The organism is Pedobacter sp. N23S346, assembly GCF_048515415.1.
Classification (GTDB): Bacteria; Bacteroidota; Bacteroidia; order Sphingobacteriales; family Sphingobacteriaceae; genus Pedobacter.
Window position 1 is genome coordinate 47,996 of record NZ_JBLYEE010000001.1, and the last position, 23,088, is coordinate 71,083.

Here is a 23,088-nt window from a genome sequence, read left to right on the forward strand (position 1 = left end):
TAAACACCGGGTTTTCTTAACTATTAGCTGCATGGTTACGATAGATCAACTGGCCTTTGCCTTGAATGATCAACCGCAACACCACAATAAACGTACCTGTTATGATTAAAATCAGCGCAAGATAAGATAAATTGTTTATTGAACAGCAAATTAACCAAATGTTCACCCCCAATTGAACCACACAATACCCAATGGCAACGTTTAAATGGGGAATTTTTTTCTCATTGGCCAGGAATTGATAAAAATGTGTTCGGTGCGCTTCACTAATATTTTCTTTTCTGATCAACCTGAAAAAGATCGTGCTCACCACATCCCATCCATATACCAGTAGCAGTAAAATATAAGTTAGGTCATGGGTCGCAATCATAAGCTTCAAAATAAAAAAAAGCACAATAAAGGCAATGCTTACGCTTCCTACATCTCCTGCAAAGCACCTGGCATTTTTCCGGAAATTAAAAAAGTTAAATACCAGCACCGCAAGCATCGCAACCGTCAGCGTCATTTGATCAACAAACGGTGTTTCGTTGAAGTTAATATACAACAGGGTAAGCAAGGTAAGTAAAGCATAGCCGCCGGTAATTCCATTGATCCCATCCATAAAATTCACCGCATTAATACTCCCGATAACAAAAATTAAAGCCACAACAATCAGGTACCAGGGGAAATTAAAAAGGTTAAGCTGATAAAACAGCAAGGCCACAGCAATGAGATGTACACTGAACCGCAATTTAGCATCCTGTGGTTTAAGGTCGTCGAGGAAACTGATGGCACTGATCAGGACCAAACCCAATATAAACCATCCATAATGAAAGCCAGAAAAGGCATATTCAAAAGCCATAGCCAGTGGAAAAATAATTCCCCCACCCCTGATGGTATGGATGGAATGAGAACTTCGGGCATTGGGCCGGTCTATAATACCATTTCGATCTGCAATGCGGAGGTATAATAACATAACCCCGAACAAAAAAATGGTAAAAATTAGGAGTGTAAAATCAATCATATAGTAAAGTTTGCAAGCACTGGCTGAGGTTGCCAGCCTACAATTGTTCTTGCTTTTTGATCTGAAAAAGTTAAAGTATTCGTCATCTTATCAAGTTTTTTGCGGTTTAAAGGGAATTTGGGTCCTAAAAAATTGCCCACAAATGCAACGGCTTTCATTAAAGCATAAGGCATCACCACTGCATTTTTTTGATGGAGCTGTTTAGAAATCAGGTTTGAAATCTCCCTGAAGGTAGGGTGATAACCATCGGTGAGGTGAAATATGCCACCAATTTGATAAACCTTTTCAATAAACATAGCCACATCATCAATCAGCACCATACTCTTTTGAACATTAGCCACATTGATATCAAAGTAATAGCCTTTTTTGATGGCATTAATCATAGATTGAAGGTTGCCCGGTGGATTTTTACCGGCCAGCAGCGGCAAGCGCAAAATACTACAAACCACATGATGTTCCTTGCACCAGCTGGCAACTAAGGCCTCCGCATCAATTTTACTTTTCCCATAGGGATCTGTGGCCGCTAAAGGTTGATCCTCATCTATGAGCTCCCCCTTTTCTAACCCATAAACGGCGATAGAGCTGATAAAAACAAAATATTTTGGCAAAGTAGTTAATTTGCTCAAAGCGGTGAGCAAACGCCTGGTCCCTGCTACATTTACATTTTTAAAAGCTTCCTTTTCCTGCGCTGTTCGCGGCACGGAGTGTGCTTTGCCAGCGGCATGAATTACTAACTCAACAAGAGGAAGCTCAGGGAGATCATGTTCCAGATTACCAATCAGTTCACCTTCAGTTCTGCTTAACCGGAATACGGTCTCTGCCGAAAAATGATGATAAATCGCTTTCCCAAGAAAGCCATTCGCGCCTGTTAAAATGATCTTCATTTCGCAAATTGAATTAATCTTTTGGCAATTCTCCTGGGCATAAGCAGAAAGGGCGCTTTCAAATGATTGATTTTCCATGCCCTTAAAATTTCCAGGTTACCATTAATGATATTTTTTATACTCGCATTTGTTGCGCCACCCAAACGCATTTTCACAAATAGGCGGTTTAAATATTTGCTTTTATATGCATGAAGCTTGAACAGCCGCAGCATAAATTCATAATCGGCAGCCAAACGCATCTCCAGGTTAAACAAACCGACCTGATCATAAACGGCCCTTTTGATAAACAACGAAGGGTGAGGCGGTACATGCCCGTCTTCAAAAAATTTAGGGTAAAAAGATTTAGAAGTCCATTTTCGCACCACATGATTAAGATCGTTATTTTTAACATAAACGAGATCACCATAGAGCAGATCTAAATGCTGGTCTTCAGCAAAGGCATTCATTACCGCACTTAAAACATTTTCATCTGCATAAACATCATCCGAATTTAAGATACCAATCACCTCACCGGTGCATTGTTGTATACCCTTATTCATGGCATCGTAAATGCCCTGATCGGGTTCGGAAATCACTTTGCTGATTGAACGACCATAACGGTGAATCAAATCGATAGTTCCGTCTGTCGATTTTCCGTCAATAATAATATATTCCACGTTCGGATAACGTTGTCCTAAAACAGACTGAATAGCCGTTTCAATAGTTTTATGGTTATTGTAAACGACAGTTATAATTGAAATCTTCATTGTCCTAATTCATGATATACCTGTAAGGTCTCCTGGAAACATTTCTCCCAGGAAAATTGACCAGCCTGTTGTTGCCCCAATGCCCGAAGCGACGCTTCGTTCCCCCGAATACGCAGTATCGCCTCTTCAAAAGCATCAAGATCAAGCTCATCTACCAAAATGCCGGCATTTCCGGCAACCTCTGGAATGGAAGATTTATTTAAAGCTACAAAAGGAGTTCCGGTTTTCATTACTTCGAGCAATGGAATGCCAAAACCCTCATATGAAGATGGATAAATTAAAGCATAGGCTTCATTATAAACCTGATTCAGCTGCGGGTTGTCTATATGGGTAAACAATTTCCACCGACCAGGAATTTTTTGATTCAACAACCGGATTTCCTGATCAGTAAGCGCAGAGCCTACAATATAAAAATCAAAATCGCTAAGCCTGTACAGAAGTTCAATAGCAAAATGGAAGTTTTTATAGTACGCCCTCGAACCAATAAATAAAAGGTAGGGCTTAGAAGAGGTATCCGATACGGTCTCCAATGGATAAAAATCATCCGAAACCCCATTATAAATCACGGAGATTTGCTCCGCTTTTAAATAAGGGTGAAAATGCAGTAAATCTTGCTTGGTATGCTCAGAAATAACAATTATTTTTTCAGCGGCAAGGATCGCTCTGTTTTTTTGATGAAGATGCAGATATCTACGCAGGCCGCGATAAAATTGCTCATGCACAAAATCGTGAATGGTAATTACCTGTCGGGCATTCGGGTTTCGGGTAATGCGGTTATAACTGGAGTGGAAAATAAATGGATCTTTTTCTTTAGCCAAAGGCAAAACTTTGAAGCGATTGAGCAAAACACGCTTACCCCTGGTTTGCGATAAATATTGTTCAGGAATGTCTAAAGCCAACCGGGAAATATTCTGGTGGGGCAACTCTGTAAAAGAAACCTCATGCTGATCCCGCAGTAACCTCGAGATAAGTTCAGACCAGTAGGTAGAAATTCCACCTGCCCTTTGCAGGCTGTATATAATATTATCGAAATGTATTTTCATGAGGTACTTCCCACGTTAACATGTGCCATCACTTTTTTCCTAAGGAGATATAAAGTGTAAAAGTACACCACATTTTTACCCAATCCTATTTTGAAAATATGATGTTTCCACATCGCCAGAAACAAAGCTGGAAAGCTTTTTTGGTACTGCTGCAAAAAATCACTGATCATTGTTTTCTGCTGATCATGGAGCTCGCCCTGATAGCGGTCAAAAAACGACTGAACCAAACGGTAATTATCAATCAGGGGCTTCAACATATATTCCGTATCTTTAAAATACCGGTTAAAGCGACTCCTGAAAGTCATCTTATCTACATTGCCGCTTACATTTTTTTGATGCTGCCGGTAAAGAATCAGCTCTTCATTAATTAGAATATTTTTGCCAAAGGCAGAGACCACAAGGGCTACATAATAATCGTGGTTAACCGCATCAACCGGAATATGTTTTATTTTTTGAATCGCGGCCCGGTTTAAAATCATCGTACAACCCCATGCATAATTTTCATTCATCAGCACTTCCAGCTTCAATTCAGAAGGTAAAGGCAATCTGGCCTCAATATGCTGATCTTGCCCATCAATAAAACGGAGGTTGGAATAACACAATAAGGGATAATCAGCAGGATACCGTTTTTCATGCTGCAACATCCCGGCCAAAGAGCGCTCCAGTTTCTGCGGCAACCAGATATCATCCTGATCGGCAAATAAAATATAAGATTTATTTTGGTCGTATGCCCAACCAAAAAGTTCGGAGAAGTTACGGCAAGCCGATCCATGTGCCGTGCCGCAAGTAATCAATTTAATTCGGTGGTCTTTTTCCACATAGGATTGAATAATCTGCAGGGTTTTGTCAGTAGATTGATCATCACGAATAACCAATTCCCAACTGCGATAATATTGATTTAAAATACTATTCAGTTGCCTTTCCAGGTATTCGGCACCGTTATAGGTGGCCATGAGTATGGTTAAAACAGGCTGTTCCATCCTATTTTATGGCAATCCGGTTAACAATAAAAAAGAAAGCAACAAAAAACATGTGGTAAAAATTGGTGAAAGAACTCATAAAGATGCAGAAGATAAACAAAGACCATTCTACAATATAGTATTCACCATTTTTAGCGATGTAATTTTTAAAGGAGTTCATCGACAGGAAACCGTAAAGGAAATTCAGTGCCACTACACCAAACCACCTGAAATCGAGAAAAGGATCTACAACGTACGTTCCGATTTTAGTATAAGAACTATATAGCGGAGGATAGATAGCATTTTTATCAATGGGCAAAACGGTAATGATTGGTCTGGCCGAGTAAGCGCCATAACTCACATAATCATCCCGCAAGGCGGTACTTACAATTTCGTTCCCGGCAGAGAAGTTTACTGCGCCATATAAGGAAAGATAAGTTTCGATAATATTGGTAGGCTTGGTGATATCACCATAATCTCTTAAAAATTCATTCACAGACATTTCGTTCCCTTCATCTGATGAACTGCCCCGCAATTGACCTAAAACGATGAACAACACAATACAGGCCGCACCGATAGAAAATAATTTAAGTAGCGGAATGGTTTTATAATAACTGTAGGCAATAAGCATAGAGAAGAAAAAGAGCACAATAATCTGCCTGCTAAAGAAATTAAGGATAATAAAACCACAGACTAGGCTCAGTGCAATAAATTGCCAGAAACGAAGTGTTTTCTTTTTAAAAAGAATGTAAAACATGGCCGGCAATACCGAATTTAATACGATAAAGTTGTGCAAGGGCGTAACTTCATTTTCATTGATATCCTGGTATACGGCTGCATTACCTAAATTCAATACGGGCAAATAGCCCAACTGGCCCACCTCTAGTATAAATACCCCAATACCAGCAACGAATACAAGCAACAAAAAGGCTAAACTTACCCGGCTACTCAATGGCGGAATATAGTTTCGGAGGCTAAAAGAATAGGTTTTCATCGCCACTAATCCACCGATAATGAAGAATACCACACTGAAAATCATGATTAAGGCAAATTGTAACTCATAATCTACCTGTCGATCAGAAACGATGAGAAATGAAAAACCAGCAATGTAAACGAAAATGCTGTAAATCGTAAAGGGATTGATAATTTGGCCGAAACGAACAATGGAGAAAATAGATAATCCCTCGGCAATAACTAAAAATAGGGCAAAAGGAACCAGTTCTTCAATCGCACAGTCCCAGGAAGCGTATCTCACCAAAAGGTAAATGTCTACAAAAAGAAATGCAGCAATAATTAGGATTAATATGTAGGGTTTAATAACCATTTATCTGATATTTCTATATAACCTGATTCCCAATCTTAACATTCCTTTCGTTAACAATACGCCGCCATGCCACGGGTCTCTGGCAAAACTACTGAAAATATAACGGAGACCTTTCGAAATTTCAAGAGACCTAACCTCATGAAGGGCCAGTAAATCCAGGTTTAACCTTTTTAAATAAGTGTTTTCAGGGCTGATATTTAATGCAGAAAGCGCCACATCTATATTAGTTCTAACCACAACCTCACCCAAAAACATATTTTTCTTATTATTAATGGCACTACTTCCGTGTAATCGGATCCAGGCAACAGAGCGATCATCTCCATCAAAAATAAAATGAGGATGGAGTAGTGCAACTTTGAACCACAACATCCAGTCTTCGTTATTCTTCAATTCCGGATCAAATAGGCCTGCTGCTACAATAAGGTCTTTTGTTACCAGTGGACTATTAATGGTGAATACGTTGTTGATCACCAGCCGCTTCAGCAGTGCAGCATCACGCAAACTTTCAGTAGCCAGAAAACCATCCGGATATTTTTGAAGCACTTGGCGCCCGGAAGCATCATCTATAAAAAAGACGGCTTTCGAAAATACCAAACCCGCATGAGCTGCTTCTGCCAACGCTACCTGGATCCTTAATTTATCTTCACTTAGCAAATCATCGGCATCTAAAAACTGCAGGTATTTGCCTTTTGCCAATTTAATTCCAATATTCTTTGCCGCAGAAGTACCACCATTTTTTACAGGGTGGAAAATAATGTCGTAGCCTGGGTGCTCGGCCATAAACGCCCTTACAACTGCAGTAGTTTGGTCAGTAGAGCCGTCATCAACAACAATACATTCCCAACTTTTATAACATTGGCAAACAATGCTTTCCAGCGTTTCAATAATCAGGTGTGCGTAATTGAAAGAGGGTATGATGATACTTACCAAGGGTTCCATCATAAAGCTTCCTGTATTTTATCTTTAATAATCTCCCAACGATTTTCCCATTGATGGTGGCGGATCACGTGTTCATAATTTTTTTCGATCAGTGATTGGTAATCCTCATAATGGGCCAGTACTTCAAGCAACTGATTTCCGGCATCTGCCATATCGATTTCAACAATGGGATTATATCCGAAAAGCTCTTCCATATCTGACGGCAGATTTCCCACGATCAAACACTTTGCCGCCATGGCCTGAAGATACCTCAACGTCATAGAAGAGATATATTCTGCCCGCTCAGGATTGGTGATATTGGATGGTACACAGATCACCACCTTTGTCGATGCCAAAGCGTTTGTAAAGCTTTTTTTATCAGGAAAAAGCAAGGTCATATCGGGTTTTCGGTAAATGTGATGCTTGCCTTGCGCAGCCAGAATTGGAGCAATCCGATCATGGTATTCATAGTACATTCTGCCAAATTCAAGTACATCAATATTTCTTTCTTCAACAGCTTTGAATTGATAATCTTTTACAGATAATGCCTCAGGGAGCCAGATGGCTTTACATTTTACGTGACTATAATTTTGATTGAAGTTTTCTAAAACCTGCTTCGAAGAAAAGAAAACATACCGGACGTTAAAAAAATCAAGCAGTGGAAAAATCCACGGGTGAAATCTTGGCCAAACATCATACATATAAATAAAATTCAGCTTGGTCGTAAAGGCGTAGGGAATCAGCAACCTGAAATCGCCGCTAATCATCGAAACGAAATTTATAGCTTCTTCATGCCCAAAGCGAGGCCTTAACTTAAATAAGAATGGACATAAGGCCAGTTTCCGAACTAGGAAAGACTTAAACCGGGAATGCTTAACCAGTATCCGCTGGGTGTCAAAAGTTGACGGCGCTTTCTCTATTGTACGGTATAACTCATCGATACAATCAAGAAAGTATTCATCATCATTGGATTGTAACAGGCGCAGTTTTATTCCCATAGATTACAAATGTGCAAATTTTTATAAACTTTAGTCAACCTTAATATCATAGCCAAATTGGTTAATATATTTTTGCCAAAAGCCAAGATTGTATTTCCACCAGGCATGGCAACCAAAGGGCAGTTCGTGGTTATTCATTTCAAAAAGTACCTCTGGGTTAACTTCGAAGCTAAACTTCATGGCTTCTGTTATCTCAGGCATATTGAAATCAGAAAAATTCTGAGGTATAACCTCTGCCCAGAATAAATCCTCGTTAATAATGGGCTGAAAGGGGTAACCTGAATAGATATAAACCATCTGATGCTTCACGTAACGGTAGAAGTTGATGTAGAACGGCCTGTTTTCATCATCAAATGTCCGGATGAATTGAAGTTTTTTAAACTGACGTACTACATCATAACATTTCCGAACGTTTCTGAGGCAGAATCCACCATTTCCTAAACTTACCAACTTACTATCGGTTTTAGCCAGATCATATCCTTCAAACAATGGGGCGCCAATATTATCATAACCTTTCTTGCACCAGTCGATCAATTCGTCTTTAAAAACGAAGGCATCCAATTGATGAATAAGCATAAATTCGTATGGAAGAAAACGTTTATACAATCCATCAAATTTCATTAGACGGTTATAGGCAGGGATATCGGCAAAAAAATGGTCATCAAAAGTTTCATACTGTGCCTGGTTGGTAAGCACATATTGGTTGTTTTTGATAAATGCCTCCAATCTTTTGGGTAAAATGAAACAGATGTCGTGCTTACCCAATATCCGGAAACATTGGTCCATAGAAATCTGTTCAAATGGACGAATCTGATCGGCATATATAGGAATTACGATGCAAGCTTTCATAACTATATTTTTTGAAGGAATTTTAAAGGACCAAAGCCAGACAAAATCTCCAATACATTTTTATTCTTCCAAACAAACACCTGCATAGAAAGATAAAGTAAACCGGATAGGGGAACTGTCACCACCACCACCACAATTGGCAACGTACTGATCTTTAAAACCATTATTTTAATCAGAAAAAATAAAGCGGAGGTAAGCAAGGCTTGCAGCGTTTCTACAAAGGGAAATTTCACCTGGAACAGCTTAAACGAGAAATAGAATAACAAAAGCGTAACACTAAACTCAGTAGCGAGGGAACTGATGGCGGCACCATTTTGCTTATATACCGGGATTAAAAGAAAGTTCAAACCAAGGCTAACCAATACGCCAAAAAGTGAAGCATAAAGAATTTTCCTTTCCTGGTGTAATGGCAATAGGATCTGATGTGCAAAAACCTGGGCCATACCCACAAAGATAACGATGAAACTTAGAATTTGTAAAGCACTTACAGCTGGCAGGTATTTGTCTCCGGCAAATAGTCTGATAATTTCTTCTGATAAACAATAGGTTCCTATAGCGATAGGGATACTGAGGAATACCACAAAGTTGATCGATTTGTGCAATAACGTTTTGGCTTCTGCCCAGTTTTCTTCTTTAAACGCAACCGTAAGCCTGGGCAACAATACGGCCGATAAAACGCCAATCACAGCCAAAGAAATTTTACTGATGCGCATCGCTGCGGAATAGTAACCAACATGAACATCAGCCGTTAAAAAGCCAAGAATAATGGTATCAAAAACCAGGTAAATAGTAGTGATAATACTGTTTGAAAAAATAATAAAAAGGGGCTTGAGATGATGCCTTAACTCCAGATTTTTAAAAGAGATTTTCACCATCTTGCTAACTGAATACATGTTGGTGGCCGCCGCAAGCAAGGTCGCCACCAGGTTCAAGGCATAATAAGTATTGCGATCTGCAACAGAATGTACCAAAGCAAAAAGTAGACCTATGGTAAATAACCTGATAACAACCGTTCGGATAGCGATGTATTTAAACTTTTCTATCCCTTGGAAAAACCATTCGGCAATGAAAACATTACCGAGTAAAATGGCCATCCCGATTTGATAGAGCTGAAAATTAGCGGATAACTTTTCACTGGACAAACTGATCACCAGCAAAATTACAATAGAAACAATAGACGTGAGGAGGTGAATAAAAATGAGTGCAGAAAAAACCCGCCCAAGTGCGATGGAGTCATTCTTCACTTTGGCGATCTCCCTAACCCCATACAATGGAATTCCAAGTGCTGAAAATATCAAAAAGTAAGTGATAAAATTGTCTGCAAAGTTTACCGCTCCCATTCCTGCTGGCCCCAGAATTCTGGATGCATACGGAAAGGTGACAAGTGGAAATAAGATTTGAGAAACAGATAAGAGCGTATTAAAGGCAATATTTTTCTTTAAGCCAGACATGCATTATTTGATCATCAATAAAAATCCTCTCCTTACCAGTAACATCAGAGACATTAAAAAACCTGCCAGAAAAAACCCGGTTATCATACCCTGTGTTTTTGTAGTGGCTAATTTGGTTAAGGGTAAAACCGGGGCATCAATCATCTGGATCAACGGCATTTCCTTGCGTTGAGATACTTTAGACATTTCCAGGTTTTTCACCAATTCAGTTAGAATGGCCGTATTAGCCTGTGCATCTACCTGTCTCCGCTGTGAAGGCACCTTTAAGATCTGCCTCGCGGGGTTTGCATTAGGATTGGCATCTGTTAGTGAGGCCATTCCTGCAAGTGCGCCATTTAATTCGCGTTTAACCGAATCAGTTTGATGCTGTAGAATGGCTACATTTTGCAGTGATTTTTTTGTTTTCGTTTGTACGTAAAACTCATTTACAGTTTTAACAATCTCATCATCAAACGCCTTGGAAAACAACTCATCTTTAGAAGTTACCTGTACCTTTAAAATACTCAGTTTTTTATCTGGTTTTGTTACAACAAGGTTGCTCTTGCCAATCTCTTTAACCACTACACCTAAAATACTATCTTGAGCACGATTTAAACGTGCATTTTTACTTACCTTAAAATTAATATCTTTCAATATACGATGCTGTGGCCATTTTGCTTTCAGATTATTGAAATCCAGGTAACGGTCAATCAGCAATTGTTTTTTCCCGTTAAAGTCTGCTTCAGATAAAAGTGACTGCTGAATCATGGTTCTTGATTTATACAGTTCAATCAGATTATCGCCCTGAAATACGCCACCATTCCCAGAACCTCCAATTTCAATCCCAACCATAGAAGCCAGGCCTGCCATTTGCCCAAGGCTACCTCCTCCATTTGCATCTTCGAGTGCAAAAGTACTTACTGCTACATACTTAGGTTTTTTATATGTGGCATAGAGATAACCCAATCCAACACCGAATAAACAACCGATTAAAATAACCAGCCATTTGGATCGAAGATAAGATAACCACTCATTCGTTTTAATGGCTAACTCCTTCAGCGTAATTTCTTTATGATTGGTTTCAGACATGGCTTAACGTAATAAACTAACAATAATGGCAGCCAGTGAGGCTATACCTGTTGATACCCCAATAAACGTGGCCGCATTGAGTTTTTCTCGTTCAGCCCTTTTGGGTACAAAAATTTCAGAACCTGGTTTTACTTGTGGGAAATTATTAAAGAATAAAAACTTCCGGTTTGCAGCAACTGATCCGTTTGAATAAACGATAAACGCCCCTTTTTTATAGGCATTGTAACTAAAGCCTCCTGAGCCACTAATATAGCCCGTAAAACTTTTGCCTTTCGTATAGACAATACTGTTTGGTTTCAACACTTCTCCGGTAACACGTACCGTTTGAAGTTCTTTAGGTACCCTGATCACATCACCATTTTCCACAATTAAATCATTGCGGGATAAGGGCTTACCCATGATTTTTTTAAGGTCGATCCCTACCAGATCACTTCTCAGAATCTCCAGGTCCTTATCCAGGCTGGTGGTATCTCTGGCGCCAGATTGTTTTAAACGTTGTAAATTTAAAATCTTCTCTCTTTCTTCTCTTCTGGTTTCCAGACTATCCATCCGAAGATCTCCTTTACCAGTTCGCCTTAATGAAGCACCCTCTACGTAAGCCAATGGACTTAAACCTCCTGCACGCTTGATAATGTCGGAAATTCTTTCATCCTTTTTGGTAACAGTATAGATACCAGGATACAATACCTCGCCTTCAATCTTAATCTGACGCTGCGTATGATAGCTCTCTGAACTTCTGATAGAAACAATATCAAATGGCTTTAAAGTAAAGTCCTGATCCTGCAGTTTCAAATCCGGATCTACATTTACAGTAAACACTTCTGCCGTTTGAGCAGATACCGAAGTAGCATCACTGTTTTTAATCCTTCTGGAGATTTCAATTCTGTTAGGTGTTGCGCTTTCTCTGAAACCACCAGCCATCTGAATTAAAGATTCCAGGTTCATCCCAGCTGCATAAACAAATGTTCCTGGCTGCCTTACCTCACCCTGAATAGTTACCCTGAACTCTTCGCGTAACTCAAAGATCGATTTGATGCTCACCTTATCTTCCCGCTGTAATTTGATATCGGGTTCTGTACCGGCTAAAATCTTACCCAAATCAAAAGAAACCAGGGCTAAACTGTTATCTGCGTTTAATCTGGAGATATATCCCCGGTTTAAGAAAGCATCTTCCTTCACGCCATCGGCCTTTTGAATCAGACTTTTAAGCGTCAATTGATCATCAAGCTCATATTGACCCGGACGGAAAACAGCACCTTCAATTTCAACACGGTTAGCAAAGCGGTCGAGAATACGCTCCACAATATACTTATCACCATTTTTCGGTTGATAAGTACTGAATTCCGCCTCTGGAATGTCTGTAATTTTACGTTCCCTGTTGGTATTTTGCAATACTTTAATTTGTGCCGAATAGGCATCATTGGCAAATCCACCTGCAAAACGTAAAGCGTCAGCCAGTGTCTCTGAATCTTTAATTTCAAAATAGGCAGGTCTTTTAACCGCGCCTGATAATTCGATACGGGTTTGATAAACCGGGATATTAATTACATCCTGATCCTGCAAGCGAATATTACCTTTCTGGATTCCATTTAAAAGAAAGTCATAAATATCTACGGTATAAATTACTTTATTATTTCTGATCACCTGGATATTACGATAGCTTCCGTTACTATTGGGACCTCCGGACGTACTTAAAACGTTAAATAAAGATGAAAGGGAAGATACGGTATAAGAACCCGGTTTTACGGCTTCGCCTACTACAATAACTGAAATGCTTTTAATATTACCAAGCGTTACAGATACGGAGGTCCTTCCTGATTTTAAGGCAGGATATGTTCCTGAAAGTGATGATTTGATTTTAGAAGTTGCCTGCTCAATGGTGAGGCCTGAAACTGAAATAAGACCTACATACTGAATTCTGATGTTACCATCCGGACTTATTTTTGATTTGTAGCTTACTTCATTATCACCGGTAATATCGATTAGCAATTCATCATCCGGCCCCACTACATAACTCTTAGGTGTAGCCATCCTGAGGTTGGGTTCAAAGGTTTGGGTACTTAACCCAAATAATTCTTCACCAAATATTTTTAATTTATCAGGAACAATAGTATTGGCTAGGGCCTTGGAAGATAAAGCCGAATTCACCCTTTTTAAAGAATCAATTTTACTTTGCGAATTATTTACCCTGGTACGCTCTACATCTACAAATGGTTTGGTAAGTGTAGGATCTCCATTGGTCCCCGAATTTCCACCTCCATCCTGCTTCCTGATCTTTTCTACCCTCACCCGAAGTTTTTCAATTTCCGTTTGTGGCATACCTTGTGCCAATGCTAGCTGCTCCAATTGGGCATCGGTATAGCCAATGGATTCGGCACGCTGCATCAATTCTCTGATCTTGGCATCACTCAGCTCATCTACCTTTACATCGGCATAATTGGTTTGAGCATATAGGGAATGGGAAAGGATAAAGGCGCAAAAAATTAAAATTGCCTTAAGTAAATGTTTAAACTTCATGTGTAGGTAGTTTATGAAAATTTGTGTAGCCAGGTCATTAAAAACCATTACCCAACACAAGATCATTTTATTTATATGCTATGTTGCCCCAAAAATACAAAATTATTTCATTGCGTGTGGAAACGCACAAAACATTAACACCTGTTTTACCTTATCAAAGTCAATGTGATAATGGATTAAAAAATTTACAGGGTTTCAGTAACGCTTTGACCAAACAATTCTTTATTTTTAAACGGATACAGACCAATTAGATCGTATAGCTTTCCGCTTTGAACGGCATCTGTCAAAGTATTGAGGTGTTTATCATGGTGTAAATCTGTTCCAGCCAGGTCATACATATTTTCCTTTAACAGGTATTCTGCAAGCTGTTTTACTTCTTTTCCATAATAACCAACTATCGATAAAAGGTTTAGCTGTAGCAAACAGCCTTTTTCTTTGAAACGATTGAGTTTGGTTTTGTCTTTAAAATAAAAAATATAGCGCTCTGGATGCGCTAAAATTGGCTGGTATCCCTTAATCTCCACGTCAAATACCCTTTGACTGATATTCGGGCTTTCATTAAGATAAGACATCTCTATCAATAGAAACTTTTCCTGAATAGAACACATCTCGGCTTCCAGATCAAAATCCTGATCGATCATGTATTCTGCACCAGAATCTAATTTTAAAGAAACCTTCGCTTGGTCCATGGCAAGTTGCAAAGCAAGCTTAGCCTGATCGATTGTAATTTTGGTATTGGGATATAATTCTTTGAAAATATGAGGTGTGGCAATAAGTTGATGAAAGCCCAGATCCTCCAATGACTTCACAAACCGCAAAGAGGTAGCTACATCTGGAGATCCATCATCAATTCCAGGCAAAATATGCGAATGCATATCTATTCCTAACCAGGAAATATCAGTTATCTTATTTTTTTTTGTAAAAAAGTTAAACATCTTATCTGAATATTGAAATATGGTTGGAGAAGCGGCAATTTTAATCATTGTGCTAACCATTTATGCATTTTACCAAAAAGCAATGGTTAGTTTTCTTGTCTTTCTGGGATTTCAATTTATAAAATTACTAAAAAAGCGTTTATTTTTTCAAAAATACCGCATCTAAAAAAATAGATCAGGTTATCTGAAGCAAAATACCCCCTGCAATAATTTGAATCATCAAAATAACCTTTAAACCATAATTCTGCACCCAATGATGGATTACTCAAAATAGTTAAGCGTTTTATAACCACCTTGTTTCAGGTATTCATCTTTTTTCATCAAATTAAGATCGGAGGCAATCATATCTTTAACCAGCAAAGGAAGGTCGTACTTAGGCACCCAACCCAGTTGAGTTTTTGATTTGGTAGGATCGCCCAATAATAAATCCACTTCAGTTGGTCTGAAATATTTTGGATCTACCCGAACCACCGTTTGTCCTGGTTTCAGGAATTCACTATTTAAACCGAGTGTTTTAATCACTTGTTCATCAATATCAATAATTACCCCTTTTTCATTTTCATCTTTTCCGGAGAATTCAATTTCAATCCCAAGTTCGGCAAAACTCATTCTAACAAAATCACGAACCGTGGTGGTAACGCCGGTAGCAATTACAAAATCTTCTGCACGATCTTGCTGAAGAATTAGCCACATGGCCTCAATATAATCTTTGGCATGTCCCCAGTCTCTTTGAGCGGAAAGATTACCCAGATATAAACAGTGCTGTAAACCTAAAGCGATTTTACACGATGCTCTGGTAATTTTTCGGGTTACGAAAGTTTCGCCACGTAAAGGACTTTCATGGTTAAATAGAATACCATTGCAGGCAAACATATGGTAAGCTTCACGGTAATTTACAGTAATCCAATAAGCGTACATTTTTGCTGCCGCATATGGAGAACGTGGGTAGAAAGGTGTGGTTTCACTTTGCGGAACCGCCTGCACTAAACCATATAACTCAGAAGTAGAGGCCTGATATATTTTAGTTTTTTCAGTTAATCCTAATATTCGAACAGCTTCAAGTAAACGTAAGGTTCCAATCCCATCGGCGTTGGCAGTATACTCGGGCATTTCAAAACTCACTTGAACATGGCTCATGGCCGCAAGATTATAAATCTCATCTGGTTGTACTTCCTGAACAATTCTGATCAAATTGGTTGAATCGGTTAAATCGCCATAATGTAACTTAAAGCGAACATTGCTTTCATGCTGATCCTGATACAAATGATCAATGCGATCAGTATTAAAGGATGATGCACGTCTTTTCAATCCATGTACGAAATAACCTTTTTTAAGTAAGAATTCGGCTAAATACGCCCCATCTTGTCCGGTTACACCTGTAATTAAAGCAACTTTCATAAACTATTCTAAATTTTGAACTGCAAACATACTGAATAATTTATTCGATTGACAAAACACTTAAGTCTTTTAGGAAACGAGGAGACATACCCATCTGGTAGCATTTTGATTATGAAGCAAAAAACATATTAATAGAAGAAAATTAGATTAAAGAATTCAGCTGATTATGCTTGTCAAGCACTCTGCGCTTTTCAATATTTTTTAAACGCTTCAGGGAAAAATACGCTACTATATTTGAAAAAACTACAGCAGCAATGCCTAGGATTTCGATTGGAGTAATCATAATAATGGGATAAACTAATGGCAAAACAAAATGCGGCAGTAATTGTTTTACTTTTCTTTTGTTTTTTTCTGCTTACTAACAAACTTTAGGCTTTGGTCTTTAAGCCTTAATCTTTCAGCTTTGACCTTTCCGCTTTAGTCTTTTAGCTTTAGTCTTTCAGCTTTAACCTTTCCGCTTTAGTCTTTTAGCTTTAGTCTTTCTCCCTCCTTCAAAGCCTCGCATCAACAGCATCCCGGTTAATGAAAGACTTGGTATCATAAATAATAACCCCCTGTTGCTTTAACAAACTGAAATTTATCTTCTGAAATTCTTGATGAGCCACAGCAAGTATGATGGCATCATACGACGTAAAATCACCTTCCGGGACCAGGTTAACTCCATATTCACGATGCGCCTCTTCGCCATTGGCCCAGGGATCATGAATATCGGCTTGAATGCTGAATGATTGAAGCTCTTTATAAATATCGATTACTTTGGTATTCCTGGTATCGGGACAATTTTCTTTAAAAGTAAAACCAAGAATCAGCACTTTAGCATGTTGAATCTGCTTATTCCGGGCAACAAGCATTTTAATTACTTTATTGGCTACAAACATGCCCATATTATCGTTTACCCGCCGGCCAGAAAGTATAACTTCGGGTTTATAACCCAAAGCCTCAGATTTATGAGCAAGATAATAGGGATCAACCCCGATGCAATGGCCGCCAACGAGGCCGGGCTTATAGTTCAGAAAATTCCACTTTGTAGCTGCTGCAGCCAATACATCAGCCGTGTCAATCTCCATCCGATCGAAAATCAGGGCCAGTTCGTTTACAAATGAAATATTAACATCCCGTTGCGCATTTTCTATGGCCTTAGAGGCTTCTGCAACTTTTATACTGGGTGCCAGGTGGGTACCTGCGGTAATGATAGTAGCATAAAGTTCATTAACCACTACTGCGATTTCAGGCGTAGAGCCAGAGGTTACTTTTTTAATTTTGGTAAGCGTGTTGATCTTGTCTCCCGGATTGATCCGCTCTGGAGAATACCCGCAAAAGAAATCCTGGTTGTATTGTAAGCCAGAAATCCGCTCAAGCTCAGGCACACAATCTTCTTCCGTACAGCCAGGGTAAACGGTTGATTCATAAATAACCAGATCGCCTCTTTTTAAAAGGGAACCAATCATCTGGCTGGCTTTAAGTAGGGGCTGCAGATCCGGCCTTTTCAAATGATCAATTGGCGTTGGAACCGTAACAATGTAGATATTGCAGGTGGAAAGATCAGCCAGATTGGAAGTGAGCGTAAGACCTTTTCCTGACTTAACTGGATGCAATACCTGGGCAAGGTCATTTAGATTGGCCTCATGCGTGAAGTCGACCAGTTCGTTTAAACTTTTAACCCTGCTGGCGTTAATATCGAAGCCGGTAACGTTAAAATATTTGGCAAATTCTATCGCTAAAGGTAGGCCAACATATCCAAGGCCAATGATTGCAATCTTTTTTTTTGTATCCATTAATGATGATGATCCAGCCAAAGATAGGGCTTAAATTCTGATTTCGGAATTAAAGCAGCGATACAGATTTGATGGATACTAAGTGCCTGTATCATAAATTCGAATGTCATCCTGAGCCTGTCGAAGGATTTGTAAAAAATATACTTTACAATGTTTCGACAATCTACCATTGACGTAATTAATTAAATAACTAAAAATCAATTAATTACAAAAACATCACTTATATCGATTTTTATGGAATAAATCACCCATCTGCATGACAGCGAATGTTTATAGCGATCGCTATAGTAATTCAGAAAGGCCAAACCACTGTTTCTTCGTTCTGCTCTTAGACCGGCATGGTCAATTTTTCGGGTTGGCACTGACTAAGCCTATCTATTGACTTAAACAGAAAAATTGCGAGCCGGCACTTTTGTTTCTTTTGGTGCCAAAAGAAAATAAGCCCGTCTGGCTAAGACAAATAAACAACCCCGCTTTGCGGGTACCTCGCTTCTTTCGGTTGGTGTTATCAATCATCTTGTGTTTTTAATGCGTTTGCTATCAATGAATAACTTACTATCATCCTGCGGGATAATTTATTCATAAAAACCAATATGATTGACGTTAACTTATGATACTGAAAAATAGATTTAACAAAGCACATCAATGGTAGCCTGTTGAAGCATCCCTCAGGTCATACACACCAACTTCGTTCAACACCGAACCTGTTATTTTGCATTCATATGAACGGTGGGTTAAAGCGATCGTCCTCCTGAACTTGATTCAGGATCTTTGTCTTAACGATCTGCTGCCTCTTCATCAAGAGCCTATCGAAGCATCCCTCAGGTCATACACACCAACTTTGTTCAACACCGAACCTGTTATTTTGCATTCATATGAACGGTGGGTTAAAGCGATCGTCCTCCTGAACTTGATTCAGGATCTTTGCACTAACGATCTTGCTATCGCTTTACCATTAACGTCATCCTGAGCCTGTCGAAAGACTTGTAAAAATGTTCTTACAGGTGTCTCGACAAGCTCAACATAACAAATCTTATCTTAAATAATTGATACAATATTCATCAACTACTTAATCTGTTTCAATAGGTAAGAACCATATCCACTTTTAACCAATGGTGTGGCGATAGCTTTAAGCTGATCCGCATCGATAAAGCCCATGCGATAGGCAATCTCTTCGATACATCCAATCTTTAAACCTTGACGTTCTTCAATAATTTGCACGAATTGACCCGCCTGCATTAAGGAGGTAAATGTACCCGTATCCAACCAGGCTGTACCGCGACTTAGCACGCCTACTTTCAATTTACCACGCTCTAGATAAACCCGGTTAATGTCTGTAATTTCATACTCGCCGCGGGGAGAAGGTATAATATTTTTGGCAATCTCTACCACTTCATTGTCGTAAAAATACAATCCCGGAACAGCATAATCAGATTTTGGTGAGGTTGGTTTCTCCTCAATCGAGATGGCTTTCTTATTGGCATCAAATTCCACTACACCATAACGCTCAGGATCGGAAACCTGGTAGGCAAACACCACGCCACCATCAGGATCTGAACTGGCTTGCAACAGTTTTGCCATTCCATCTCCATGAAAGATGTTATCACCCAGTACCAGTGCAACCTTATCCTTACCGATAAATTCTTCACCAATCACAAAGGCTTGTGCCAATCCGTTCGGCTCTGCCTGTACAGCATAGCTGAGTTTACAGCCAATGGCAGATCCGTCACCTAATAATTTTTCAAAATTAGGAAGGTCATGTGGAGTAGAAATGATTAGAATTTCTTTGATTCCGGCTAACATTAAAGTAGAAAGCGGATAGTAAATCATCGGTTTATCGTAAACCGGCATCATTTGTTTGCTACAGGCAAGCGTTAATGGATGCAAGCGTGTACCGCTTCCTCCGGCAAGAATTATACCTTTCATATTTTTGTCATTAGTTCATTTGTTCAATAGCCATTAGTCATGACTGCTGCTTATTGATCAATAATTATCCATTCACTTCTTAATGTCATCACCAACTGTTAATTGTCAACTGCTAACTGAAAATTGTTAACTGTTAACTGATTACTGCAATTTTGCTATACACTCCACCAAACTATCTCTCCAGTACGGAATTTCTATATTAAAAGTTTTTTTGATTTTTGTTTTGTCCATAACTGAAAACGCAGGCCTGGAGGCTTTAGTTGGATATGCTGAACCAGGAATAGGATTAACCTTTACCTTTGTATCACTAATATCGAAAATAGCTTTTGCAAAATCGAACCAGGAGGTTACCCCTTCGTTGCTATAGTGATAAACGCCATAAGCATCAGAATCAGCATTGATGATATCAAAAATAGCATTCGCTAAATCAATGGCATAAGTGGGTGTACCTACCTGATCTGCAATAATATTTAATTCATCGCGATCTGCACCCAGCTTTAACATGGTTTTCACAAAATTATTGGCATATTCTGAATACAACCAGCTCGTACGAAGAATAAAATGTTCTTTCAATAATGCAATAACGGCTTTCTCACCATCCAATTTGGTTTGACCATAAACATTGATCGGATTCGCTACATCATCTTCAATAAGAAGTTTCACGTCATTTCCTTCAAATACAAAATCAGTGGAAACGTGTATTAATGCGGCTCCATTAGCTGCACAGGCGATCGCCAGGTTAGCTGCACCAGTTTCATTAACGGCCTTGGCTAATTCTACTTCATCTTCTGCCTTATCAACAGCAGTATAAGCCGCACAGTTAATCACAAAAGCTGGCTGTTCTTTAGAAAGAAGCGCCTGAAGGCCTGCCTGATCTAAAATATTTGCATCAGCTTCTGATGGAAATACAATGTCGGTGAGGTTACGCCGTGTAGATACTATTTTCAAACATTGTCCTAACTGTCCGCCAGCACCTATTACTAATATTTTACCCATGATGCAGTTCAGCAAAAGTTTTTAATAAAAGATCTTTATCAGATACAGACTGCTGATCTTCTGGAATCATCCAGTCGATATTCAAATCGGTATCGTTAAAAATCACACCAGTTTCAGAGGCCTTATTGAAGAAATTATCGCATTTATAAAGAAATTCAGCAGTCTCACTCAATACAGAGAAGCCATGCACAAACCCCCTTGGAATATACAATTGTAATTTATTTTCAGCACTCAAACGCACGGCAACATGCTTGCCATAGGTTGGAGATCCCGGACGGGCATCTACAGCCACATCTAATACTTCACCTTTGGTTACACGCACCAGTTTGGCTTGTGTAAATGCACCGGTTTGGGCATGTAAACCACGGATAACGCCATAAGACGAATAAGATTGATTATCCTGAACGAAATCGCCGGACAAGCCGGTTTTTTCTTCAAATGTTTGCTTATTGAAACTTTCGAAGAAATATCCTCGCGGATCATCGAAAACCCTTGGTTTAATGATAATACAGTCTGCTAAACCTGTCTGTTCGATTTCCATTTATTTTTCGCTATACTGTTTTTCGTAATAAGACTGATAATTTCCTGAAGTAACATTGTTTAACCATTCTTCGTTTTGAAGATACCAGTCAACCGTTTTGGCTAAGCCTTCTTCAAACTGTAAACTAGGTACCCAATCCAACTGGTTTTGAAGTTTCGAAGAATCGATAGCATAACGTAAATCATGACCCGCACGATCGGTTACATAGGTAATCAGTTTGGCTGATTCGCCTTTCTCACGACCTAATTTCTCATCCATGATTTCGCAAAGCAAATTAATTAGATCAATATTTTTCCATTCGTTATGTCCGCCAATGTTATAAGTATCGCCGGTTTTAGACTGATGGAAAATCACATCAATAGCCCTGGCATGATCTTCTACCCATAACCAATCGCGAACATTTTCGCCTTTACCATAAACCGGAACTGGCTTATTATTTTTAATATTATTAATGGCTAACGGGATCAGCTTTTCTGGAAAGTGATGGGAACCATAATTATTCGAGCAGTTAGAAATTACGCAATCCATTCCATAAGTATCATGATAGGCACGAACAAAATGATCAGAACTGGCTTTTGATGCAGAGTATGGACTATGCGGATCATAAGCAGTAGTTTCAGTAAACATACCTTCTTCACCTAATGCACCATATACCTCATCAGTACTAACATGATAAAAGCGTTTTTGATCATATTCGCCTTTCCAGTGTTCGCGGGCAGCATTCAGTAAATTCACTGTACCAATCACATTGGTCATCACGAAAGCAGTTGGATCTGTAATAGAACGATCTACATGACTTTCTGCTGCAAGGTGAATCACTGCATCAAAGTTTTCTTTTTTGAACAATTCACTCATTGCATTGGCATCAGTGATATCCTCTTTTACAAAACGATAATTAGCTTCGTTTTCAATGTCGGTTAAATTCGCCAGGTTACCTGCATAGGTAAGCTTATCTAGATTTACGATTTCGTAACTTGGATAGTTTTTAACGAATCGACGTACTACATGAGAGCCTATAAAGCCTGCCCCACCGGTGATTAGAATTTTTTTCACAGTATATTAAATGTTTTCAATTGGCTAAAATAACATAGTTATTACATATAAACAATTTAAGTCGATAATCTTTGTGATTTAGAAGCTCAACGATTTCAACATTTGAAGTGATTGACCAAACGGGAGCACGTGTTTAATGAGCGTAAAAAAACAGAGAAAAGGGTGACTTTAAGCGCCAGCCAATTGGCAATCTGGTGGCAGGCTTAGCCGTATCCTATTGCTGTTCTATTGCATGATAGTTGCATATAAAGGCATATATTATGCTTGCATAGCAATATGCGCTTAATAAAAGGCAGAATATAAATTCAAAAGGTCGTTCTAAGCCTGTCGAAGAGCCAATAAAAACTGCTCTTTAGGGGGCGTTTCGATCAGCTACCATTGACGTTATTTTCAATTAATTGATAATGAGTCTTTTTACTATTTGTGTTTTAACCTAGCTAAGCCTAAGTATTGCATCTTCGTTCCGCTCAAATCGGCCTAACAAATTTTTGGGGACAGCTTATTTAAGCCTAACCACTAACTTTAAAACAAAAATTTTAAGCCGACATTTATTAATGTGTTATTTATTGTTTTTTTCTGTATTAATGAGCTCGCAGAAATGCTCGGTTTTGTTTCTTTTGATACCAAAAGAAAAAAGCCCGTCTGGCCAGGACAAATAAACAACCCCGCCTTGCAGGCAACTCCAGATGAATCGGTGGGAATTGCAT

General features: G+C 39.0%; 19 protein-coding genes. All 19 read right to left on the reverse strand.

The features are described 5' to 3' along the window. Window positions 1–16 precede the first annotated feature (16 nt). A complete protein-coding gene (locus tag ACN1CD_RS00215) occupies window positions 17–952 on the reverse strand; it encodes an MraY family glycosyltransferase (RefSeq protein ID WP_419128229.1) in 936 nt (311 codons plus the stop codon). Window positions 953–996: 44 nt separating this feature from the next. Further along, window positions 997–1,884, reverse strand: coding sequence for an NAD-dependent epimerase/dehydratase family protein (locus ACN1CD_RS00220; RefSeq protein WP_419128230.1), 888 nt, complete (start codon window positions 1,882–1,884; stop codon window positions 997–999). Further along, the gene (locus ACN1CD_RS00225) at window positions 1,881–2,630 is read right to left on the reverse strand and encodes a glycosyltransferase family 2 protein (RefSeq protein ID WP_419128231.1); all 750 of its coding nucleotides are present in this window, start codon (window positions 2,628–2,630) and stop codon (window positions 1,881–1,883) included. Before ACN1CD_RS00225 ends, ACN1CD_RS00220 begins: the two co-directional genes overlap by 4 nt. Then, window positions 2,627–3,673 (reverse strand): glycosyltransferase family 4 protein, encoded by a 1,047-nt coding sequence (locus ACN1CD_RS00230; protein ID WP_419128232.1) that lies wholly within the window; start codon window positions 3,671–3,673, stop codon window positions 2,627–2,629. Before ACN1CD_RS00230 ends, ACN1CD_RS00225 begins: the two co-directional genes overlap by 4 nt. Beyond that, window positions 3,670–4,653 (reverse strand): glycosyltransferase family 2 protein, encoded by a 984-nt coding sequence (locus ACN1CD_RS00235; protein WP_419128233.1) that lies wholly within the window; start codon window positions 4,651–4,653, stop codon window positions 3,670–3,672. Before ACN1CD_RS00235 ends, ACN1CD_RS00230 begins: the two co-directional genes overlap by 4 nt. A 1-nt stretch (window position 4,654) precedes the next feature. Then, window positions 4,655–5,956, reverse strand: a complete 1,302-nt coding sequence (locus ACN1CD_RS00240) for an O-antigen polymerase (RefSeq protein ID WP_419128234.1) — start codon at window positions 5,954–5,956, stop codon at window positions 4,655–4,657. Beyond that, window positions 5,957–6,898, reverse strand: coding sequence for a glycosyltransferase family 2 protein (locus tag ACN1CD_RS00245; RefSeq protein ID WP_419128235.1), 942 nt, complete (start codon window positions 6,896–6,898; stop codon window positions 5,957–5,959). It abuts the gene before it with no gap. Next, window positions 6,895–7,872, reverse strand: coding sequence for a glycosyltransferase family protein (locus ACN1CD_RS00250; RefSeq protein ID WP_419128236.1), 978 nt, complete (start codon window positions 7,870–7,872; stop codon window positions 6,895–6,897). The genes ACN1CD_RS00245 and ACN1CD_RS00250 overlap by 4 nt, the downstream gene beginning before the upstream one ends. Window positions 7,873–7,902: 30 nt before the next feature. Further along, window positions 7,903–8,721, reverse strand: a complete 819-nt coding sequence (locus ACN1CD_RS00255; RefSeq protein WP_419128237.1) for a DUF5672 family protein — start codon at window positions 8,719–8,721, stop codon at window positions 7,903–7,905. 2 nt (window positions 8,722–8,723) lie between these two features. Continuing rightward, on the reverse strand, window positions 8,724–10,172 hold the full coding sequence (locus ACN1CD_RS00260) for a flippase (RefSeq protein WP_419128238.1): 1,449 nt from the start codon (window positions 10,170–10,172) through the stop codon (window positions 8,724–8,726). Window positions 10,173–10,175: 3 nt separating this feature from the next. After that, window positions 10,176–11,240: a lipopolysaccharide biosynthesis protein gene (locus ACN1CD_RS00265; RefSeq protein WP_419128239.1), complete on the reverse strand. Its 1,065-nt coding sequence runs from the start codon at window positions 11,238–11,240 to the stop codon at window positions 10,176–10,178. Window positions 11,241–11,243: 3 nt separating this feature from the next. Continuing rightward, complete coding sequence (locus ACN1CD_RS00270; protein WP_419128240.1) at window positions 11,244–13,757, reverse strand: SLBB domain-containing protein; 2,514 nt, start codon at window positions 13,755–13,757, stop codon at window positions 11,244–11,246. 185 nt (window positions 13,758–13,942) lie between these two features. After that, the gene (locus tag ACN1CD_RS00275) at window positions 13,943–14,740 is read right to left on the reverse strand and encodes a tyrosine-protein phosphatase (RefSeq protein ID WP_419128241.1); all 798 of its coding nucleotides are present in this window, start codon (window positions 14,738–14,740) and stop codon (window positions 13,943–13,945) included. A 213-nt stretch (window positions 14,741–14,953) separates the two neighbouring features. Next, window positions 14,954–16,090: a GDP-mannose 4,6-dehydratase gene (gene gmd, locus ACN1CD_RS00280; RefSeq protein ID WP_419128243.1), complete on the reverse strand. Its 1,137-nt coding sequence runs from the start codon at window positions 16,088–16,090 to the stop codon at window positions 14,954–14,956. Between the two features lie 491 nt (window positions 16,091–16,581). Next, the gene (locus tag ACN1CD_RS00285; RefSeq protein WP_419128244.1) at window positions 16,582–17,865 is read right to left on the reverse strand and encodes a nucleotide sugar dehydrogenase; all 1,284 of its coding nucleotides are present in this window, start codon (window positions 17,863–17,865) and stop codon (window positions 16,582–16,584) included. A 1,065-nt stretch (window positions 17,866–18,930) separates the two neighbouring features. Continuing rightward, complete coding sequence (rfbA, locus tag ACN1CD_RS00290) at window positions 18,931–19,791, reverse strand: glucose-1-phosphate thymidylyltransferase RfbA (protein WP_419128245.1); 861 nt, start codon at window positions 19,789–19,791, stop codon at window positions 18,931–18,933. 141 nt (window positions 19,792–19,932) lie between these two features. Then, a complete protein-coding gene (gene rfbD, locus ACN1CD_RS00295; RefSeq protein WP_419128246.1) occupies window positions 19,933–20,787 on the reverse strand; it encodes a dTDP-4-dehydrorhamnose reductase in 855 nt (284 codons plus the stop codon). Continuing rightward, window positions 20,780–21,328 carry a dTDP-4-dehydrorhamnose 3,5-epimerase gene (rfbC, locus tag ACN1CD_RS00300; protein ID WP_419128247.1) on the reverse strand — a complete coding sequence of 183 codons (549 nt, stop codon included), beginning with the start codon at window positions 21,326–21,328 and terminating at the stop codon, window positions 20,780–20,782. Before rfbC ends, rfbD begins: the two co-directional genes overlap by 8 nt. After that, entirely contained in the window at window positions 21,329–22,381 is a 1,053-nt protein-coding gene (rfbB, locus tag ACN1CD_RS00305; RefSeq protein WP_419128248.1) for a dTDP-glucose 4,6-dehydratase, read from the reverse strand. It lies immediately after the preceding gene. Window positions 22,382–23,088: the final 707 nt, after the last annotated feature.

Bases quoted from the DNA above. Each gene is read 5' to 3' on its own strand.
- ACN1CD_RS00225 (WP_419128231.1), bottom strand. From the start codon at position 2,630: ATGAAGATTTCAATTATAACTGTCGTTTACAATAACCATAAAACTATT.
- rfbC (WP_419128247.1), bottom strand. From the start codon at position 21,328: ATGGAAATCGAACAGACAGGTTTAGCAGACTGTATTATCATTAAACCA.
- ACN1CD_RS00270 (WP_419128240.1), bottom strand. From the start codon at position 13,757: ATGAAGTTTAAACATTTACTTAAGGCAATTTTAATTTTTTGCGCCTTT.
- ACN1CD_RS00285 (WP_419128244.1), bottom strand. From the start codon at position 17,865: ATGGATACAAAAAAAAAGATTGCAATCATTGGCCTTGGATATGTTGGC.
- ACN1CD_RS00215 (WP_419128229.1), bottom strand. From the start codon at position 952: ATGTTATTATACCTCCGCATTGCAGATCGAAATGGTATTATAGACCGG.
- rfbD (WP_419128246.1), bottom strand. From the start codon at position 20,787: ATGGGTAAAATATTAGTAATAGGTGCTGGCGGACAGTTAGGACAATGT.
- ACN1CD_RS00230 (WP_419128232.1), bottom strand. From the start codon at position 3,673: ATGAAAATACATTTCGATAATATTATATACAGCCTGCAAAGGGCAGGT.
- ACN1CD_RS00275 (WP_419128241.1), bottom strand. From the start codon at position 14,740: ATGATTAAAATTGCCGCTTCTCCAACCATATTTCAATATTCAGATAAG.
- ACN1CD_RS00260 (WP_419128238.1), bottom strand. From the start codon at position 10,172: ATGTCTGGCTTAAAGAAAAATATTGCCTTTAATACGCTCTTATCTGTT.
- ACN1CD_RS00220 (WP_419128230.1), bottom strand. From the start codon at position 1,884: ATGAAGATCATTTTAACAGGCGCGAATGGCTTTCTTGGGAAAGCGATT.
- gmd (WP_419128243.1), bottom strand. From the start codon at position 16,090: ATGAAAGTTGCTTTAATTACAGGTGTAACCGGACAAGATGGGGCGTAT.
- ACN1CD_RS00250 (WP_419128236.1), bottom strand. From the start codon at position 7,872: ATGGGAATAAAACTGCGCCTGTTACAATCCAATGATGATGAATACTTT.
- ACN1CD_RS00245 (WP_419128235.1), bottom strand. From the start codon at position 6,898: ATGATGGAACCCTTGGTAAGTATCATCATACCCTCTTTCAATTACGCA.
- rfbA (WP_419128245.1), bottom strand. From the start codon at position 19,791: ATGAAAGGTATAATTCTTGCCGGAGGAAGCGGTACACGCTTGCATCCA.
- ACN1CD_RS00235 (WP_419128233.1), bottom strand. From the start codon at position 4,653: ATGGAACAGCCTGTTTTAACCATACTCATGGCCACCTATAACGGTGCC.
- ACN1CD_RS00255 (WP_419128237.1), bottom strand. From the start codon at position 8,721: ATGAAAGCTTGCATCGTAATTCCTATATATGCCGATCAGATTCGTCCA.
- ACN1CD_RS00240 (WP_419128234.1), bottom strand. From the start codon at position 5,956: ATGGTTATTAAACCCTACATATTAATCCTAATTATTGCTGCATTTCTT.
- ACN1CD_RS00265 (WP_419128239.1), bottom strand. From the start codon at position 11,240: ATGTCTGAAACCAATCATAAAGAAATTACGCTGAAGGAGTTAGCCATT.